At 61.9% G+C, this 16949-nt stretch carries 19 protein-coding genes; 9 read left to right on the top strand and 10 right to left on the bottom strand.

The annotated features are described in order from the left end of the window. Window positions 1-11: 11 nt before the first annotated feature. Together AC1RNN_RS12165 and imuA are read right to left on the bottom strand one after the other, a co-directional pair. The gene (locus tag AC1RNN_RS12165; protein ID WP_493089025.1) at window positions 12-1385 is read right to left on the bottom strand and encodes a Y-family DNA polymerase; all 1374 of its coding nucleotides are present in this window, start codon (window positions 1383-1385) and stop codon (window positions 12-14) included. After that, entirely contained in the window at window positions 1354-2085 is a 732-nt protein-coding gene (gene imuA / locus AC1RNN_RS12160; RefSeq protein ID WP_493089027.1) for a translesion DNA synthesis-associated protein ImuA, read from the bottom strand. The genes AC1RNN_RS12165 and imuA overlap by 32 nt, the downstream gene beginning before the upstream one ends. A gap of 159 nt (window positions 2086-2244) precedes the next feature. On the opposite strand from imuA, the gene AC1RNN_RS12155 reads away from it, so the two are divergent. The 6 genes from AC1RNN_RS12155 to AC1RNN_RS12130 all read left to right on the top strand — a co-directional run bounded on the left by AC1RNN_RS12155 (window position 2245) and on the right by AC1RNN_RS12130 (window position 6660). Then, a complete protein-coding gene (locus AC1RNN_RS12155) occupies window positions 2245-2655 on the top strand; it encodes a MerR family transcriptional regulator (RefSeq protein WP_493089028.1) in 411 nt (136 codons plus the stop codon). Next, window positions 2652-3062 (top strand): carboxymuconolactone decarboxylase family protein, encoded by a 411-nt coding sequence (locus AC1RNN_RS12150; RefSeq protein WP_493089030.1) that lies wholly within the window; start codon window positions 2652-2654, stop codon window positions 3060-3062. The genes AC1RNN_RS12155 and AC1RNN_RS12150 overlap by 4 nt, the downstream gene beginning before the upstream one ends. A gap of 28 nt (window positions 3063-3090) precedes the next feature. After that, on the top strand, window positions 3091-3720 hold the full coding sequence (locus tag AC1RNN_RS12145; RefSeq protein ID WP_493089032.1) for an HD domain-containing protein: 630 nt from the start codon (window positions 3091-3093) through the stop codon (window positions 3718-3720). Between the two features lie 34 nt (window positions 3721-3754). Next, window positions 3755-4735: a hypothetical protein gene (locus AC1RNN_RS12140; RefSeq protein WP_493089034.1), complete on the top strand. Its 981-nt coding sequence runs from the start codon at window positions 3755-3757 to the stop codon at window positions 4733-4735. A gap of 23 nt (window positions 4736-4758) precedes the next feature. Continuing rightward, window positions 4759-5340, top strand: a complete 582-nt coding sequence (locus tag AC1RNN_RS12135; RefSeq protein WP_493089036.1) for a flavin reductase family protein — start codon at window positions 4759-4761, stop codon at window positions 5338-5340. A gap of 144 nt (window positions 5341-5484) precedes the next feature. After that, a complete protein-coding gene (locus tag AC1RNN_RS12130; RefSeq protein WP_493137417.1) occupies window positions 5485-6660 on the top strand; it encodes a hypothetical protein in 1176 nt (391 codons plus the stop codon). Between the two features lie 27 nt (window positions 6661-6687). On the opposite strand, the gene AC1RNN_RS12125 is transcribed toward AC1RNN_RS12130, so the two are convergent. Both AC1RNN_RS12125 and AC1RNN_RS12120 read right to left on the bottom strand, forming a co-directional pair. Continuing rightward, window positions 6688-7182 (bottom strand): C40 family peptidase, encoded by a 495-nt coding sequence (locus tag AC1RNN_RS12125; protein WP_493089039.1) that lies wholly within the window; start codon window positions 7180-7182, stop codon window positions 6688-6690. Window positions 7183-7211: 29 nt separating this feature from the next. Next, window positions 7212-8444, bottom strand: coding sequence for a multidrug effflux MFS transporter (locus tag AC1RNN_RS12120; RefSeq protein WP_493089041.1), 1233 nt, complete (start codon window positions 8442-8444; stop codon window positions 7212-7214). 17 nt (window positions 8445-8461) lie between these two features. On the opposite strand from AC1RNN_RS12120, the gene AC1RNN_RS12115 reads away from it, so the two are divergent. Both AC1RNN_RS12115 and AC1RNN_RS12110 read left to right on the top strand, forming a co-directional pair. After that, a complete protein-coding gene (locus tag AC1RNN_RS12115; RefSeq protein ID WP_493089043.1) occupies window positions 8462-9304 on the top strand; it encodes a substrate-binding periplasmic protein in 843 nt (280 codons plus the stop codon). A 94-nt stretch (window positions 9305-9398) separates the two neighbouring features. Continuing rightward, window positions 9399-10154 carry a substrate-binding periplasmic protein gene (locus AC1RNN_RS12110; RefSeq protein ID WP_493089045.1) on the top strand — a complete coding sequence of 252 codons (756 nt, stop codon included), beginning with the start codon at window positions 9399-9401 and terminating at the stop codon, window positions 10152-10154. On the opposite strand, the gene AC1RNN_RS12105 is transcribed toward AC1RNN_RS12110, so the two are convergent. Genes AC1RNN_RS12105 through AC1RNN_RS12090 form a run of 4 tightly spaced genes read right to left on the bottom strand, consistent with a single transcriptional unit; the run spans window position 10129 to window position 12863 of the window. Further along, on the bottom strand, window positions 10129-11091 hold the full coding sequence (locus tag AC1RNN_RS12105; RefSeq protein ID WP_493089046.1) for a GlxA family transcriptional regulator: 963 nt from the start codon (window positions 11089-11091) through the stop codon (window positions 10129-10131). The genes AC1RNN_RS12110 and AC1RNN_RS12105 overlap by 26 nt on opposite strands. After that, window positions 11079-11990: an EamA family transporter gene (locus tag AC1RNN_RS12100; RefSeq protein ID WP_493089487.1), complete on the bottom strand. Its 912-nt coding sequence runs from the start codon at window positions 11988-11990 to the stop codon at window positions 11079-11081. The genes AC1RNN_RS12105 and AC1RNN_RS12100 overlap by 13 nt, the downstream gene beginning before the upstream one ends. A gap of 14 nt (window positions 11991-12004) precedes the next feature. Then, window positions 12005-12277 carry a DUF1272 domain-containing protein gene (locus AC1RNN_RS12095; RefSeq protein WP_493089048.1) on the bottom strand — a complete coding sequence of 91 codons (273 nt, stop codon included), beginning with the start codon at window positions 12275-12277 and terminating at the stop codon, window positions 12005-12007. Between the two features lie 19 nt (window positions 12278-12296). Then, the gene (locus AC1RNN_RS12090; protein WP_493089050.1) at window positions 12297-12863 is read right to left on the bottom strand and encodes an isochorismatase family protein; all 567 of its coding nucleotides are present in this window, start codon (window positions 12861-12863) and stop codon (window positions 12297-12299) included. Window positions 12864-13163: 300 nt separating this feature from the next. Between AC1RNN_RS12090 and AC1RNN_RS12085 the strand changes: the two genes are divergently transcribed. Beyond that, window positions 13164-14843 (top strand): AMP-binding protein, encoded by a 1680-nt coding sequence (locus tag AC1RNN_RS12085; protein ID WP_493089052.1) that lies wholly within the window; start codon window positions 13164-13166, stop codon window positions 14841-14843. Between the two features lie 64 nt (window positions 14844-14907). Here AC1RNN_RS12085 and AC1RNN_RS12080 read toward each other — a convergent pair whose 3' ends face one another. Together AC1RNN_RS12080 and AC1RNN_RS12075 are read right to left on the bottom strand one after the other, a co-directional pair. Next, window positions 14908-15873, bottom strand: a complete 966-nt coding sequence (locus AC1RNN_RS12080) for a hypothetical protein (RefSeq protein ID WP_493089054.1) — start codon at window positions 15871-15873, stop codon at window positions 14908-14910. A gap of 107 nt (window positions 15874-15980) precedes the next feature. After that, the gene (locus tag AC1RNN_RS12075) at window positions 15981-16910 is read right to left on the bottom strand and encodes a LysR family transcriptional regulator (protein WP_493089056.1); all 930 of its coding nucleotides are present in this window, start codon (window positions 16908-16910) and stop codon (window positions 15981-15983) included. Window positions 16911-16949: the final 39 nt, after the last annotated feature.

Here is a 16949-nt window from a genome sequence, read left to right as displayed (position 1 = left end):
AGCGCGCAGGCTCAGCCATAGAGCCCATGCAAGTACCAGGTCGCGCCCTCCTCCGCATCCCGCCCCCCGCTGCCCAAGCGCTCGCGGTAGACCCACACCAGCCCGGCCTGCGGGCTGCGGGCGATGTAGTAATCGCGCAGCGCGGGCGGGCCGTCGAGCCAGCCCACCTCCAGCCGCTGCGGCCCCACCAGCAGCGCCAGCGCCCCTTGGTACTGCGGGCACGCATCGCGCACCGGCAGGCGCTGCGGCACAGGCAGCAACCAGGTGGGCCAGACGCTGGCCTGCGGGTGCAATTCAGCGTCTTTTATACCTCCAGCCCCCATGGATAGTGCGCGAGCAGCTCCTGTTTTGGTAGCAACCTGCGCGCCATCCACCGCCTGCCACGGCACCCACTGCTGCATGCGCTCGGGCCGGTGGTCGGCCTGGGGGCGCACGCACTGCACCTGCGCAGCGCCCAGGCGGGCGGCCAGGCGTTCCAGGGTCTGGTGCAGGCTGTCGCCCTTGCGCAGGTCATCGGGCAAGAGGCTGTGGCTTTCGCCGGCCAGCGGCTGCGTCTGCAGGCTGCGCAGGCGCAGGTAAAGAACAGGCGCGGGCAGGGTCACGCGAGCCAACTGCTCGCCCAGCAGGCGCTGCAGGTGGGCCATGTCTTGCGTGGCGTGGGCCGTGCGCAACTCCAGCCGGCCCTGCTGGCCGCCCGTGTGGTGGGCGTCTACATGCAGCGTGTTGGACCGGCGCGCGTCCAGGTCCCAGCGCAACTCCAGCGCCAGCGCACCGCGCTGGCGCGCACGCAGCCACACCAGCAGCTGCGCCAGCAGGCGGCGCGCGCCAAACAGCAGCGCCGGGGCCGAGTCCACGCTGGCGGCCAGCTCCAGCGGGGCGTCAAACACCTCGGGCAGCGTGAGCCAGGGGTAGACCTCGGGGCGCTGGCCCCAGGCGCGGTCCAACGCGTCCACCAGCTCTGCGCCAAAGCGCCGCACCAGCCCCCCGCGTGGCAGCGCCCGCAACTGCCCCCAGTTGCGCACTCCCAGGCGCGCCAGCGTGGGCAGGTGCGGCCGGGCAGCGGCCAGTGTGTGGGCAGACAGAGCCTCGGGCGGCACATCACGGCCGCCCCACAAACGCCCAAGCGCTATCAAAGACGTAGCGCCTTGCGCACATTCCACGGGGGCTGGAAGCCAATTTTGATCAAGAACCTGTTGAACCAACGCCGCCTGCCCGCCAAACAGGCGTGCGCTGGCCGAGAGTTCCAGCACCAGCGCGTCCTCCACCCGCGCCACCAGGGGCGTGAAGCGCAGCGCCCACCAGGCCAGCGCGGTGTGCACATCGGCCAGGGCGGGTTCGGGCGCGGGGGCGGCATCAGGCGTGGGCCGCAGCGCCAGCCAGTGCATGGGCAGCTCCTGCCGCCAGCAGGGTGGCCAGCCGTGCCGCACGGGCCTGCAAGGGCAGCGGCTGGGCCAGCGGCGGGCCGCGGCGTTTGACGATGTGCACCGCCAGCGGTGCGTCGGTAGCGGGGCCCGGCTCGGGCGGGCGGGGCTGCAGCACCAGCCGCAGGGCTGCGGGCGAGGCCTCGGTCTGCAACGATGCGGGCCGCATCACGAACAGCAGCTTGTGGTGCTCGGCCGCAGCCATCTGCAAGCGGCGTAGCTGGTCGCTGCGCGCCTGCGGCAGCCAGGCCAACACCGCGTCCACCTCGGCGCAGCGCAGCAGCTGCTCGGCAGCCCAGAGCCGGCCGTCCTGCGCCGCGCCCATTGCCCCGACCGCCAGCAAGCGGCTGGCACGCAGGCCCAGCGCAGCCAAGGTCGGCGCAAACGGCAAAAAGGGCGCCCCCACCAGCACCACCGGCCCCTGCCCGCAACGCGCCAGCGCGGGCAATAGCAGCCGCCATTCGCTGTGCACCCCGGCAGGCTGCAGCAGCTCCACCAGCGCGCCCACGGGCCAGCCGCCACCGGGCAGCTGCGCGTCCAGCAGCGCCTCGCCCGTGGGCTGCACGGCCTGCGGGCTACCCGCCAAGGCGTGCGCGTGCCAGACATCGGCGTGGATGTCCTGTGGGTCCGGCGAACCTGGAGAAATGCGCGCAGCGCTAGCCATAGCAAGGGATTTCCCAGTTAACTGTATTTATAAACAGTATATGGAAATCGCCCCTGCTATCAAAATCGAGAACAACAGGCACACGCCCCACAAGGGCTGCACCAGGATGGCTTTCTGCAGAAAGTTTCTCTTGACTTAGAGTGCACTCGAACTCCCACCATGCACACCGTGACCCACAACGCCCTCTCCATTGGGGAACTCTCGCGCCATAGCGGGCTTTCCACACACACCCTTCGTTTCTATGAGGCGCAGGGCATCCTGCAAGCTGCCGGCCGAAATGCCAGCGGCCATCGGTACTACCCGCCTGGCGACGTTCTTTGGCTTGAATTCGTACTCAGGCTCAAGCGCACCGGCATGCCGCTGGCCGAGATCCGGCAGTACGCAGCGCTGCGCGCCCAGGGCGAGGCGACGTTGGAACCACGGTTGGCGATGCTCAAGCTCCATCGCGAACACTTGAGCCGCAAGCTCGAAGAGCTTTCCACCTGCGCCAGTGCGCTTGACGAAAAAATGCGCACCTACCAACAGATGCTTGCCAAGCCACCGGCGCCTGCTACCCAGACCGCCCCATGAACCAAGCCCAAAACACTTCTGAATCGTCCCGCTATTCCCGTGGTTGGAAAAAGCTGCGCGAGATCGATGGCCACGCCGGCGAACGCGTCATCGATGCGCTGGCCGACATTGCCCCCGACTTCGCCCGGTACCTCATCGAATTTCCGTTCGGTGACATTTACTCCCGGCCCCAGCTCGACCTCAAGAGCCGGGAAATCAGCGTTGTTGCAGCCCTGACGGCCCTGGGCAACGCCACACCCCAGCTCAAGGTCCACATCCACGGCGCGCTCAATGTCGGCTGCACCCGCGAGGAGCTGGTAGAAGTGATGATGCAAATGGCGGTGTATGCGGGCTTTCCTGCGGCACTCAATGGCCTGTTTGCCGCCAAAGAGGTTTTTGCAGAACGAGACCTCGCCCCATTGGCATAGCCCAGGGCACGTGGGCGAGAATTCAGCCATGCAAAACGCCCTCTCCATAGCCACCCTGAAGCCCCTGTTTGCATCGGCCTGGCGCGATACCGGGGCACACGCCGACGGAACCGCGCTATGCGACGCGCTGCTGGCGGCCTACGCCGAGCCGCAGCGGCACTACCACAGCACCCAGCATCTGGCTGAGTGTTTGCACGGCTTCGAAGCAGTACGCCACCTGGCGCAGTGGCCTGCCGAAGTGGCGCTGGCGCTCTGGTTCCACGACGCGGTGTATGACGTGCACCGCCACGACAACGAGGCCCAAAGCGCCGCATGGGCCCGGCAGGCGCTCACCACTGCCGGTGCGCAGGCCGAGGTGGCAGAACGCGTCTTTGATCTGGTCATGGCCACCCGCCACACCAGCCCGCCCGCCGCTGGCGATGCGCAGCTGCTGGTGGACATCGACCTCTCGATCCTGGGCGCCGACGCGCAGCGCTTTGCACAATACGAGCAACAGATCCGCGAGGAATACGCATTCGTGCCCGAGGATGTGTTTCGCACCAAACGCAAGGAAGTGCTGCAGTCCTTCGCAGCCCGGCCGCGTATCTACGGTACTGACCACTTCCACGCTGCCCTGGAAGCCCGCGCGCGGAAAAATCTGGCACGGGCGGTGGCTTAAGTGAAACCAGCTTGCAGTCTCAAAAGTACATCACATGATCGTTCCAGACTTCTGGGCAGAAGCCCGTCAACAACACCGCGAGGGCAAGCGCCAGATCACCGTTCGCCGATTCGGTTGGTCCAATGACAGCGTGTCCGATGCGCAGAAGATGGCCGAATCCAGAGCGTCAGAAGCCTTGAAGCGGATACTTTCGGGAGAAAAAATCGACAAGCGCGAACGGAAAACCGCCTACAACGGCGCCGTTGGCGTTCCCATTCGGGAAGAGGTTTTATCGCGCCACGGAGAGGAGGCGATTACCCGCAATGGCTACGGCGCGCATTGCCTAAACACGCCACGCGCACTGTTTGCCGATATTGACTTCCATTCGCCCAGCAATGGCAAACAGGCATTCTTTGTATTCGGCGTACTGCTGGTGGCATGCGCAAGCATTGGCTTTCAGTACCAACGCTGGGGTTGGGCATTGGGACTGCTGTTCATCTCCCTCTTCCTGTCTGGGCCTGTTGCATTGTGGTGCCGACGAGGGCTCGTGGCAGCTCGCGGAGGTGCTATGCACTTGGCTCGGCAACGGGTTCTTGCCTACCTAGAACAACATCCAGATTGGAACTTGCGGATATACAAAACGCCCGGAGGTCTGCGACTCCTCGCAACCCATCGACCATTCGACCCAAGCGCTGAAGACGTACAGAAGTTTTTCCATCTAGTAGGAACGGACCCGCTTTACATTCGCATGTGTTTGAACCAGCACTGTTTCCGCGCAAGGCTTACTGCCAAACCCTGGCGCATAGGCATCCCAGACCACATGCGACCAAGGCCCGGAATTTGGCCGATTGATGCATCACGCCAACACTTGCGTGACACATGGGTTAACCAATACGAAAAACATGCCATCGGCTTTGCCGCTTGCCAGTTCGTAGAGTCGTTGGGCTCCGGGCAGGTACATCCTGATTTGCAGTCCGTCATCAAGCTGCATGACCACCATAGCAAAGCACTACAGACGGAACTCCCTTTGGCATGAAGGGAGCTCTCTTTTTAAACACTATGGCCACCCTGCCCGACTTCTGCACCCCCGTCCCTCTGGACAAGGCCTACCGCCTGCTCAACCACGGCCCCACGGTGCTGGTGTCATCCGCCCACGCGGGCCAGCACAACGTCATGGCCGCCGCCTGGTCCATGCCGCTGGACTTCAGCCCGCCCAAGGTGACGGTGGTGATCGACAAGGCCACGCGCACGCGTGCGCTGGTGGAAGGCGGCGGCTGGTTTGCCCTCAACGTCCCGGCCCGCGCCTTGGCCCAAGCCACGCTGGGCGTCGGCAGCGACAGCGCCACCGACACGCCCGACAAACTGCAACGCCACGGCATGGAAACCTTTGCCGTGGACGGCAGCGCAGTGCCACTGGTGCAAGGCTGCGTCGGCTGGCTGCTTTGCAAGCTGGTGCCCGAACCCCACAACCAACAAACCTACGACCTCTTCATCGGCGAAGTCACCCAGGCCTGGGCGGACAGCCGCGTGTTCATCAACGGGCACTGGGAGTTTGACAAGGCGCCGGATGAACTGCGAACCTTGCACTATGTGGCGGGTGGGCAGTTTTATGTGATTGGGGAGGGGGTGAAGGTGGAGTGAAAACAGAAATTCCACGAGCGCAATTTTGGAAATTCACTCCAATGGGGGATAGCCACCGCTGAGCAGAATCGTCAAACTGCAAATACAGCCCGCGAATTTTTATCACGCAGCATGCATATACCTAGTGAGAGAGTGTTGCGCGAAATGCGCTCGGAACCCGCAAGCATTTGGTTCGTTCCAGCTAACGAAGGAACAGAAATCGCTTTACTTATTAAGGCACCAACAACAAGTATCAAAGCAGTACTTGCAGGCTGCGATATGGCGTTGGTCTTTGGATTGCACGACAACTTTCTTTGCACGGCAGCCCGTATATTTGATGTCCCAGAACACCCACTGTTTATTTCTGGTGTCCAACGTTATGCAGAGGAGCATGAGGCACTAAAGGAATTACTTCTACGCCGCACATCCCCTACTTTTTTCTTCAACGAAATGGATGTATGTGTTGCCTGGGCAAACTTGAATCTCACAGAGCAAACTGCACAAGACGCATCCACCTTCATCGGACAGTTTGGACAACTATACGTAGGCGATTTCTCGAAAGAAGCAAGCCACTGTCTCGACTGCTTCTGCTATACAAGCGATAACACACAGGTCTTGGATAACGTCGAAAAGATCCCATTGCTAGAAATTCACCCTACATATGACACTTGGATCAGCAATCACATTTCTTTCATCGGAGAGCATGAGTACCACACACTGCAATTGACAGATACCAATGAAGGAGAAATGCTGGAGAGGGCAATTTGGGGTTCTCTTGAATCGGCTTTTTTAAAAAACCTATATAAAGCCCCTCAAATCAGAGCTGGGGGAAAACTACGAGAACTTTCTGACATTTTGGCGTGGCATGAATTTGGAGCATTTTTGATTGAAGCAAAAGATCTTTCAGTTCTACAGGCGGGCTACCAACGACTTCAACAACGACGGACAGCAGGAGTTCAAAAGCAAGCTATCAAGGCAATAGGCCAACTAGTCGGTGCATCGAAGAACATCAAGAACGGCGCGATGATCTTTGACTCAAAAGGAGAACCGATTAACCCAGTCCGCGACAAACCACTGCATTGCATTGTTCTGCTAACGGAGTTGATGCACGATGGCGATTGGAAAGATATTGAACTGAAACTCGTTGAGTCAATGCAAGAAACCGGGGATTACTTTCACGTGTTTGATCTTGCCGAATTGATAATGTTGATGAAATGCAGTTCGGGAAAAGCGACTCTTCTTGACTACAACTTAATGCAACGCTGCAAAAGTTTTTTCGATCACAGCAGCATCCACATTCGAAGCCGCCCAGATCTCACAACGAGAACATCAGAGAAATAGCAAATCAGTTGCTAGACACTCCCATCATCACGGCCTCCGATAACTCACCACCTGCTTCGCCCAATACGCCGACTGCAAGCTGTCCAGCCGCACCGTGCCGCCCGTAGAAGGCGCATGTACAAAGCGCCCCTGCCCCACATAGATGCCCGCATGCGTGGCGCGGCCGCTTTGGGTGAAGACGACCAGATCGCCCGTGCGCAGGGCCTGCGCGTCAATGCGGGTTCCCCAATCGATCAATGCACCCGTCGTGCGCGGCGCCTGGACACCAGCACGTTGCTGGTACACATAGCCGATGAGGCCGCTGCAGTCGAAGCCGCTGACGGGCGTGTTGCCGCCGTAGCGGTACGGCGTGCCTACCAGGCCGATGGCCATGACGGTGACGTCGTTGGCCTGATCCACCGTCAGGCGGCCCACTTGCTGGGGCGGCGGTGCCGGCGGTGCAGGCTCCAGCGGTACCGATGAACAGCCGGCCAATACGAGCAATGCGCCCGCCATGAGTGCGGCACCGGCATGAGAGAACACACGACTTGCCCTTCGCAACACCAGCCCTTTCACAGCGCGTCCACCTTCTGCCCGATCTCGGGCCACTTCCGCCGAATAAATACCCAGGAGCACAGGCCCAGGCACATCATCAGCACCGATGATGCAGCCAGCGCCACGGTGGAGTGCATGACCAGCGGGGACACCACGCCGGCCACCAGACCGTTGGCCGTCGACCCCACAAACATCTGCAGGCTCGACGCCATGCCGCGGCGGTCGGGGTGCAGGTCCAGCACCAGCAGGGTGACCACCGGGACCATCATGGCCCAGCCAAACGCGAAGATGGCGATGGGGAACAGGGCCCAGCTCACATGCGCCTTGAAGACGAGGTTGGCGGCCAGGTTGAGCAGACCGATGATGAGCATGATGAGAAACCCGTTGCGGATCTGGCGCTTGGGACTGATCTTGCCGGCCACGCGGCCGCTGACAAAGGCGCCGCCCATGATGCCGCTGATGGTGAGGATGAAGAACCAAAAGAACTGCTGCGGCTGCAAGCCCAAGTGGTCCCCCAGAAAGACGGGCGCACTCAGCACGTAGAGAAACATGCCATTGAACGGAATGCCACTGGCCAGCGCCAACAAGACAAAGCGCGGGTCGGAGCCCAGCTTCCAGTAGCCGGCCATGAGGTTCTTGATGTGGAACTGCTGGCGCTGCGAGACGTGCAATGTCTCGGGCAGCAGGAAGTAATTGGCGACCCAGAGGAACACGCCCACGCCGGTCAGGAACCAGAAGATGCCGTGCCAGCTGGCATGCACCAGCAGCCAGCCGCCCACCATGGGCGCAATGGCTGGCGCCACACCAAAGAAGATGGTGACCTGGCTCATGACCTTTTGCGCCTGTGAGGGCGGATACACATCGCGGATGACGGCGCGCGAGACCACAATGCCCGCGCCGGTGGACAGGCCCTGCATGGCGCGGAAGAAGATGAGCTGCCCAATGCTTTGCGCCAGCGCACAGCCGATGGAGGCGATGGTGAAAGCAGCCAGCCCCCACAGCACCACGGGACGGCGGCCAAAGCTGTCCGAAAACGAGCCGTGGAACAGCGCCATGAAGGCGAAGCCAAACAGGTAGGCCGACAGCGTTTGCTGCATCTGCACCGGTGTGGCGCCCAGCGACTGGCTGATGCCGGCAAAGGCGGGGATGTAGGTGTCAATGGAGAACGGGCCCAACATGCCCAGGAGGGCCAGCAGGATGGAAAACGCCCATTGCGGGGCGCGCCAGAGTTTGAGGGCGTCGGGGTTCATGCAGAGATAGGAAGCAAGTGCAGTGGGCTATTGAAACACGGACCGGGGTGCACAGAAAGATTTGCGGGTTATGCTTTGTTTGCCTACCGAACAAAGGGATGTGTGTGAAGCCGCTGATGCTTGTGTTGCTGGGTTTGTGGATGGCGGCCTCTGCGGCTGCCGCTGAAATTTCCGTCTTTAGCGGCGATGGGTCGCCGCCCAAGATGTATTTGCAACAGGGACAGGAGCGCGGCATCCTGATCGATATCCTGCGCTACGCCGAGCGGCACTTGCAGGATGATCGTCTGCACTTGGCGCTCTACCCTTGGGCACGCGCCTACATGCAGGCCTCATCGGGGGATGGCGGCATTCTGGGGCTGTCGTGGACGCAGCGGCGAGACGAAATTTTTGACTACTCGGAGCCACTTTTTTTTGATGAAGTGGTGGTCGTGGTCCGGCGTGGCAGCGAGTTTCCCTTTCGAACACTGAGCGACCTGCGTGGCAAGCGTGTAGGGCTGGTACGCGATGCGAGCTACGGCGAAGCGTTTGAGCGCGCACAGAATGCCAAGTTGTTTGTCGCTGATGGCGACAACGGTGCGCAACAGCGCTTGCAAAAACTGGTGGCCGGACGCATTGACTGCGCACTATTCAATGTGGGCAAAGCCGGCTTTGAGGAGACGCTGCGCATCCACAAGGAGTTCATGCCTTACAGGGACTCGCTGGTGGTGCTACCCGTTGCATTGCGTAGCGACCCGAATTTCCTGGCGTTTCCCAAGAGCATGCAAATGAAACCCTGGCTGGCCAAGTTCAACCAAATCATCAAACGGGGCTACGCCCGCGGCGACATTCCCAAAATCATTGCCCAGAACCTTCGCTCCTGAGCAGGCCGGAGCGTGTAGGTGGCGATCGCACAAATGGTAAAAAAGGTTGCATACTGCATACCGTTTGGAAACCCGCCACTACAAAAAGAATGGAATGAAACGCATCATCTCCGCCTTGCTGGGTTTGGGCTGCGCCCTGTCGGTCTGGTCTGCGGACCTGACCATCTTCGGTGGCGACAGTTCACCGCCCAAGATGTTTCTGCAGGAAGGCAGGAACCGCGGCATCCTGATCGACATCCTCAAGTACGCCGACCAGGAGTTGCGCAGCGACGAGCTCAAGGTCGAGTTGTATCCCTGGGCGCGCGCCTACCGCTTGGCCACCGGTGGCGCGGGCGGCATTGTGGGGCTGTCGTGGACGCAAGAGCGCTCTACCCTGTTTGATTACTCCGAACCCATCTACATGGATGAAGTCGTCATCGTGGTACGCAAGGGCCGGGAGTTCGCCTTCAAGGAGCTGGCAGACCTGCATGGCAAGCGCGTGGGCATAGGGCGCGGCGGCAGCTACGGCGAAGCGTTTGAAAAAGCGCGCGAGGCCAATCTGTTCAATGTGGACGGGGATGGCGGTGCGATGGAGCGCCTCAACAAGCTCTTGCTGGACCGCATCGACTGCGCGCTGTTCAACGCAGGCAAGGCCGGCTTTGAGGAAACCCTGCGCAGCAACCGCGTGCCAGAAGCCCAGCGCGAGACGCTGGTGGTGCTGCCGGTGCCACTGCGCAGCGATCCGAACTTCCTGGCCTTTCCCAAGAATTTGCAGATGAAGCCCTGGCTGGAACAGTTCAACCAGGTCATCAAACGCGGCTACACACGCGGCGAAATTCCCAAGCTCATCGCGCAGAACCTCGGTTCGTAGCCGCAGCTGGCGCGCAGCGCTGCCATACCCGCCGGAAGTCCCGCGCTGATCCAAAGCCACAAGCCTGCGCCAGGCGTTCTTGTGACAGCGTCGGGTTGTGCGTCAACATCTCCCGTGCCCGCGCAATGCGCAGCTGCTGCTGGTACACAACCACGCTGATGCCGGTGTGCTGCACAAACAGGCGGCTCAGATGGCGCGGACTCACACAGGCCACCGCAGCCAGGGCCTCCAGCGTCCAGCTGCGCTCGGGTTCACGCGCCACTGCGTCTTGCGCACGGTGCACTGCCGGGTGCATGTGGTTGCGGTGCGCCAGCCAGGGGGACATCTGCGGATCGTGTGCGCTGCGGCGCTGGTACATCACCAGGCGGCGCGCCACACGGGAGGCCAGCTCGGGGCCGGCGGTCTGCTCCACGATGTAGAGCGCAAGGTCGATGCCAGTCGTGATGCCGGCACTGGTCAACACCCTTCCGTCATCTACAAAGATACGGTCTGTGGCTACCTGTGCCGTGGGCGCATGGGCCTGCAGGTCGGCGATTAGCGTGTGGTGGGTGGTGCAGTGGCGCCCATCCAGGCAACCTGCCTGCGCCAGCAGAAGCGCGCCGGAGCAGATGCTGGCCAGGCGCGTGTCCTCGCGCGGGGCATTGCGCAGCCAATGCACAACCTGATGCGCCATGTCTGTGGCGTAGTCTTCCGCCTCATTGCTGTTGCCCACAATCAGCACCAGACTGCGGGGAGGCAGTTGCGCGGGCAGTGGTTCCAGCCCGGTGAGGCCGGTACCCAAGGACGTATGGATGTCCGACTGCGGCCCGCAGGCATGCAACGCAATGGGCGCCCCCATGTCACGCGCCATGCGCAAGGCTTCTGCCGGACCGGCGTAGTCCAGCATCAGCACATTGGGGGTCAGGACCAGGTAGACGGAGAGCGTCAGGTCTTCCATGCCACCCCCTTCAGGCGGGCAAAGAGTGAGGCGCCAAACACATTCACCAGCAGCCCGGCCATGAGTAGCGCGCCACCCGCAAAGTGGATGGGGCGCAGTGCCTCGCCAAACACCAGCCAGCCCGTACTGAGACCCACCACAGGAACCAGCAGCGTGAATGGCGCCACCTTGTTGGTGGGGTAGCGCGACATCAGGTGCGTCCACAGGCCATAACCGAGTAGCGTGGCCGCCCAGGCCAGATAGGCAATGGAGGCAACGGCGGCGAGGTTGATGTGCTGCAGCGCTTGCAGCATCGCATCGGTACCTTCCAGCCAAGCGGACAGTGCCAGAAACGGCACCGGTGGCACCAGACTGGCCCAAACCACAAAGGCCAGCTGATTCATGGGGCCGTAACGGCCCACTGCGCGGGTCACGATGTTGCCGCAGGCCCACATGACAGCTGCGGCAATGGTGAGCAGGAAGCCCAGCAAGGGCATAGATACACCCTGCGCAGACCCGGTGGCACTGCCAATCAGCACCAAGCCCACGGCCGCCAGCAACAGACCCGCCATCTGGTTGGCCTGCCAACGCTCCTTCAACCACCAGGCGGCCAGCAGCAGCGTAAAGAAGGACTGCGACTGCAGCACCAGCGAGGCCAGGCCCGAAGGCATGCCCACATGGATGGCGCTGAACAGGAACGCAAACTGCCCCACCGAGATGGTGAGGCCGTAGGCCAGGTACAGGCGCAGTGGCACTTTGGGCGGCTTGAAAAACAGCAGCGCGGGAAACGCCGCCAGCATGAAACGCAGCGCCCCCAGCAACAGCGGCGGGATGCCGACAACGCCCACCTTGATAACGGCGAAGTTGACACCCCAGACGACGATGACCAGCAAGGCCAGCCCCAGGTCCTTGGGCCGCATGGGCAAGCCGCCGCTCATGCAGCCACCCCACCAGCGCCGGCCGGTGCAAGACCACAACCCTGGGGCTTGAACACGCGCTCGGCAGAGGGCGGGTTATTGGCCAGCTTTCCCGCCGGCCGCACCGGGCGGCGCACCAGCTCGCCACCGCAGTTGGGGCAGATGCCTTGCAGGTGTGTGTCCGCGCAGTCCGCGCAAAAGGTGCATTCAAACGAGCAGATGCGGGCGTTTAGCGCCGCGGGCGGCAGATCCACATTGCAGCATTCACAGCCGGGGCGCAGTTGAAGCATGTTGTTTCCTTTCGGTATGTCAGGCGGCCAGACCGGTCAGGCAGGTGTCCACATCCACGATGCGAGCAAAGCGGTCCGCCAGAACCAGCTCGGTGCGGGTGGTGATTTCTTCGGCGCTGAAGGTGCGGCCTGTGCCCTCGTGGGTCATGGGGAAGGTCAATGTCGCTTCGGACACAAAATCCACCGCATAGCCCAGGTCCGAACCTACGCGGGCCGTGGTTTCACAGCATTGTTCGGTGCGGATGCCGCTGATGATGATCTTGTTCACACCCTGGCGACGCAACCATAGGTCCAGACCAGTGTCAGTGAAAGCATTGTGGGTGTGCTTGTCAAAACGCACAGTGGGGTTGCCGGGCAACCAGGGCAGCGGCTCGATGAAACCGGATTCGGGCAGGAAGGGACCTGCGCGGCCCACGTGGTAGATGTGCACCACGGGCACACCGGCGGCGCGGGCTCCCGCGTCCAGCTTCAGCAATGCCTTCTGAAAGGGGGCATGAATCCCTTCCGACCAGAAGGGCATTTGTGCAAAGGACTCTTGCACGTCGATGATGATCAGGGCGGACTTGGAAGGATTGGTAGAGGACATTTTTGAAGCGGTTGATGCGTTGCGATGGGATGAACTGTATTCCTCAACCGCAGGACAAAAAAGGCCCGTTCGCGCCAACTATAGGACAAAAAAAGACATGTATTTTTTGTCCTCCAAAGACATGCAGCTGCAAAACCGCATACGCCCCCGACATGCGGCAGACACCTTGACGCAGATGCCCGCAGATTAGGGAAAACACCGTAAAACCCCTGTTTTGCTTGGAAATAGTCACGCAAAGCACTGTTTTGCCGGCAAATCCCAACACAATGTCATCACTATTTCTACAAAGGAGACGACAGCATGGCCCAGGCCAAACTCATTCTGGATTACGTGCAGGACCACGAAACTGCACTGGCGGATCAGGTCTTCCTGACCCAGCCCACGGGCGGCGGCCAGGTCAAGGACTACACCTGGCGCCAGGTGATGGACGAATCCCGCCGCATGGCTGCGCACCTGAAGGCGCAAAACCTCGCACCCGGTGCGCGCATCGCCATCCTTTCCAAGAACTGCGCCCACTTCATCATGGCGGAGCTGGCCATCTGGTTGGCCGGCGGCACCACCGTGGCCATATTTCCCACCGAGACTGCAGACACCGTGCGCTATGTGCTGGATCACAGCGAGGCCAGCCTGCTCTTTGTGGGCAAGCTCGATACCTTTGATCAGCAGTTGCCCGGCATTCCCGAATCCCTGCCGCGCATTGCATTCCCGCTCGCGCCCAAGAACAGCTATGAAAGTTGGGATGCCGTGGTGGCCCGCACCCAGCCCCTGCAAGGCAAGGTCAGTCGCAAGGGTACTGACATCGGCATCCTGATGTACACCTCGGGCTCCACCGGTCAGCCCAAGGGCGTGATGCACAGTTTTGAGCGCATTACCGCCGCCTCCGAGGGCATCGTGCGCGACACCAAGTCGCGCATCGGTGCCGATGTCAAAAACCGCATGCTGTCCTACCTGCCACTGGCTCATGTGTTCGAACGGGCCTGGGTGGAAGGTGCTTCGCTGGTAGATGGCAATACCCATCTGTACTTTGCCGAGTCGCTGGACACTTTTGTGCAGGACTTGAACCGCGCCAAGCCCATCACCTTCATCTCGGTGCCCCGTCTCTGGCTCAAGTTCCAGCAAGGCGTGTTCGCCAAGATGCCTCCCAAAAAGCTGGACCGCCTGCTCGGCATCCCCATTCTGGGCAAGATTGTGGGCCGCAAGGTGCTCAAGGGCCTGGGCCTGGACCACGCGCTGCTGGCCGGCAGCGGCTCCGCACCCATCCCCGCAGAACTCATTGCCTGGTACCGCCGCCTGGGCCTGAACCTCATCGAAGGTTACGCAATGACGGAAGACTTTGCCTACTCGCACAACTCTACCGACAAGGTGAACGCCCCCGGCTGCGTGGGCGTGCCGCTCAAGGGCGTGGAAGTGCGCATCAGCGAGGAGGGCGAAGTGCTGATCAAGTCGCCGGGCCAGCTTGTGGGTTACTACAAGCGCCCGGACCTGGATGCCGAAGTCTTCACCGAAGACGGCTTCTTCCGCACCGGAGACAAGGGCGAGCGCCGTGCCGACGGCCTGCTGCGCCTGACCGGCCGCGTCAAGGAGCTGTTCAAGACATCCAAGGGCAAATACGTGGCGCCTGCCCCCATCGAGAACCGCATCAACGCCTGCCCGCTGATCGAGCTGAGCATGGTCTCTGGCGTGGGCCAGCCTTCTGCCTACGCCATGGTGGTGCTGGCGGAAACCGTGCGCCCCACGGTGAAGGACCCCGCCGTCAAAGCCCAGATTACGGCCGACCTGACGCAGCTGCTCAAGGATATAAACGCCGAGCTGCCGGACTACGAGAAGCTGCAGATGCTGGTGATCGCGCCCGAACCCTGGTCCATCGAGAACGGCTTCCTGACGCCTACCATGAAGATCCGCCGCAACCGGATTGAGGCGGCCATGGAGCCCAAGCTGCCCGGCTGGTACGCCAGCCAAGGCGCGGTACAGTGGGCCTGAAGTAGACATTCCGATGACAAAAAAGGGGCCTGCAGGCCCCTTTTCCATTGTGGACTACTCGGCCTCAGCGCTTGGGCTTGGGGCAGTCGCCCGCCCCTTCCATCACCATGCTCTTGCTGCTCTCGCAGTACACATACGAGGCTGAGCGCTCCTTCACGATCTGGATCATCGGCACAGCCGGGTCAGGCGCCACGGCCGGACAGCTGCCCGGAGCCTCGCGCACCATGCTCTTGGTGGTTTCGCAAAACACATAGCTCGCACCACTGTTCACGCGGGGGACAGGAAAGCTGCCGTGCAGGGGCGGCGCACCGGCCGGCCGCAAGTCCCTGAGCGGGGGCACCGCTGCAAACGTATCCGCAGGCTTGCGGTAAGCCATCTGTTCCGCGGCGGCCTCCTGGTAGAGCTCTGCCCAGCGCGTGAGCTTGGCCAGGGCTTCCGATTTGGCAGGATCGACCTGCACTGCGGCCGAATCCCAGTCAGCCAGGCCCGTCCCCGGGAAGCCGAGGTAGGCGGCGCTGATCTGCATGGACGCCTCGTAATAGCGCCCGCCGGTGTTGGACTGCACGGTATAGACCCGCAGAAAGGTCTGAGTCTTGTATTGCACGTTGAGGGAAACCACATCGATGCGCATGCAGTCGTCAAAGCGACCGCGACCACGGTTGCGCTTGGTCAGATGCTCGCCCTCACAGGGATTGCCCGACCAGTAGGCTCCGTTGTTACCCCGGATATTGGCAACCAGCGTTTGGACAGCGGCGATCTGGTCGCCTTCCCAGCGTGTCATGCGCAGCACCCCCATGGGGATGCTGTCGGCCCGGCCACCGGACCAGCCGATCGAGGCATTCTCGAATTGCCACATGCCGTTGCCAGCGTAGATCTGGTAGCCACCCATGGTGTCGTCGCTGTAAATGGATTGCCCCATGCTGAAGGCTGGGGGCTTTTCGTCGTCGAACAGCTCCCGGGAATGGGCGGGCTGCGCCAGGGCAACGATGGAAATGAGCAGGGCAGGAATTGCCCGACGGAACGCAGTCACAGTGTGTCTCCCTTGTTTTGTTAGTCATGCCCCAACGACGGGGTGGCCAGTGTGTGGCTCTGCGAGGGAATTTAACCCAAAGTGAAAGGGATGCCGGCCAGTCTCTGTCAGCCAGCCATCGGGGGACGATGCACTGCGGACAAGGCCTCGTGCAGCAGCGCAGGCAGCATGTCGAGCATGTGCCGGGCTTGCTGTCCCGGCGGGCTGGGGCGCGCGTGGTAGGCATAGAGCGAGATGGGGGCCAGGTCGTGCAGCTCCATCGCCACCACCGACGCCGGATCCAGCTGGGTGGCGGTCAGAAAGTCCACCAGCGTCCAGCCCATGCCGCGACGGACCAACTCTACCGCCAGCCTTGAGGTCTGCACCTGGATATTGCCCACCTGCACCTGCAGGCCGAGCTTTTCAGCCAGCTCGTCCAGTAACGGGCGCATCGGGTCGTCGCCCACCAGACGAATCAGCGGTACCTTGGCAAAGTAGCCATAGGGGTTGCCATGCCGCACCCGCGTGGCGCGCTGCCAGATGTCGCGTGCCACAGCCAGAAAGAGGCGCCCGCTGACCAGCAGGTCGCTGGCGATCTGCGGGTGGGTGTGCTCATAGAAGCCCAAACCAAAGTCCACACTGCGGCTGAGCAAGGCGCTGGCCATCTGGTCTTGGTGCAGGGTGCGCACTTCCACGTCCACACGCGGGTAGCGCGCGGCGTGGCGCTGCAGCACTAGCGGCAGAAACTCATGCGTCACCGACGGGATAGCCGCCAGACGCACGGCACCATGGTCCACCCGGCCGAGGTTCTGGGCTATCTGGCGCAGGGCATCAAGCTGCCTGTGCACCTGGGCCGACTCCTCAAACAGCACACGGGCCTCGGGGGTGGGCGTGAGGCTGCCCTGGCTGCGGGTAAACAGCGGGAAGCCCAGCTGCAGCTCGGTATGGGCCACGGTCTTGCTGACTGCCGACGGTGTGATGCAGAGCAGCCGGGCAGCGGCGCTCATGTTGCCGGTCTGCATGACTGCCTGAAACACTTCAAGTTGTCTGAGATTCATGGTGGGGTGTGAGTTTTTCTCACACCCTAACATCAATTA

Source organism: Rhodoferax sp. GW822-FHT02D07 (assembly GCF_058802405.1).
Note: the sequence above shows the minus strand (reverse complement) of the source record. Positions and strands in the feature narration are given on the sequence as shown.

Coding starts and splice junctions, on each gene's coding strand:
- AC1RNN_RS12165 (WP_493089025.1), bottom strand. CDS start 1,385: ATGCACTGGCTGGCGCTGCGGCCCACGCCTGATGCCGCCCCCGCGCCC.
- imuA (WP_493089027.1), bottom strand. CDS start 2,085: ATGGCTAGCGCTGCGCGCATTTCTCCAGGTTCGCCGGACCCACAGGAC.
- AC1RNN_RS12155 (WP_493089028.1), top strand. CDS start 2,245: ATGCACACCGTGACCCACAACGCCCTCTCCATTGGGGAACTCTCGCGC.
- AC1RNN_RS12150 (WP_493089030.1), top strand. CDS start 2,652: ATGAACCAAGCCCAAAACACTTCTGAATCGTCCCGCTATTCCCGTGGT.
- AC1RNN_RS12145 (WP_493089032.1), top strand. CDS start 3,091: ATGCAAAACGCCCTCTCCATAGCCACCCTGAAGCCCCTGTTTGCATCG.
- AC1RNN_RS12140 (WP_493089034.1), top strand. CDS start 3,755: ATGATCGTTCCAGACTTCTGGGCAGAAGCCCGTCAACAACACCGCGAG.
- AC1RNN_RS12135 (WP_493089036.1), top strand. CDS start 4,759: ATGGCCACCCTGCCCGACTTCTGCACCCCCGTCCCTCTGGACAAGGCC.
- AC1RNN_RS12130 (WP_493137417.1), top strand. CDS start 5,485: ATGCGCTCGGAACCCGCAAGCATTTGGTTCGTTCCAGCTAACGAAGGA.
- AC1RNN_RS12120 (WP_493089041.1), bottom strand. CDS start 8,444: ATGAACCCCGACGCCCTCAAACTCTGGCGCGCCCCGCAATGGGCGTTT.
- AC1RNN_RS12110 (WP_493089045.1), top strand. CDS start 9,399: ATGAAACGCATCATCTCCGCCTTGCTGGGTTTGGGCTGCGCCCTGTCG.
- AC1RNN_RS12105 (WP_493089046.1), bottom strand. CDS start 11,091: ATGGAAGACCTGACGCTCTCCGTCTACCTGGTCCTGACCCCCAATGTG.
- AC1RNN_RS12100 (WP_493089487.1), bottom strand. CDS start 11,990: ATGCGGCCCAAGGACCTGGGGCTGGCCTTGCTGGTCATCGTCGTCTGG.
- AC1RNN_RS12095 (WP_493089048.1), bottom strand. CDS start 12,277: ATGCTTCAACTGCGCCCCGGCTGTGAATGCTGCAATGTGGATCTGCCG.
- AC1RNN_RS12090 (WP_493089050.1), bottom strand. CDS start 12,863: ATGTCCTCTACCAATCCTTCCAAGTCCGCCCTGATCATCATCGACGTG.
- AC1RNN_RS12085 (WP_493089052.1), top strand. CDS start 13,164: ATGGCCCAGGCCAAACTCATTCTGGATTACGTGCAGGACCACGAAACT.
- AC1RNN_RS12075 (WP_493089056.1), bottom strand. CDS start 16,910: ATGAATCTCAGACAACTTGAAGTGTTTCAGGCAGTCATGCAGACCGGC.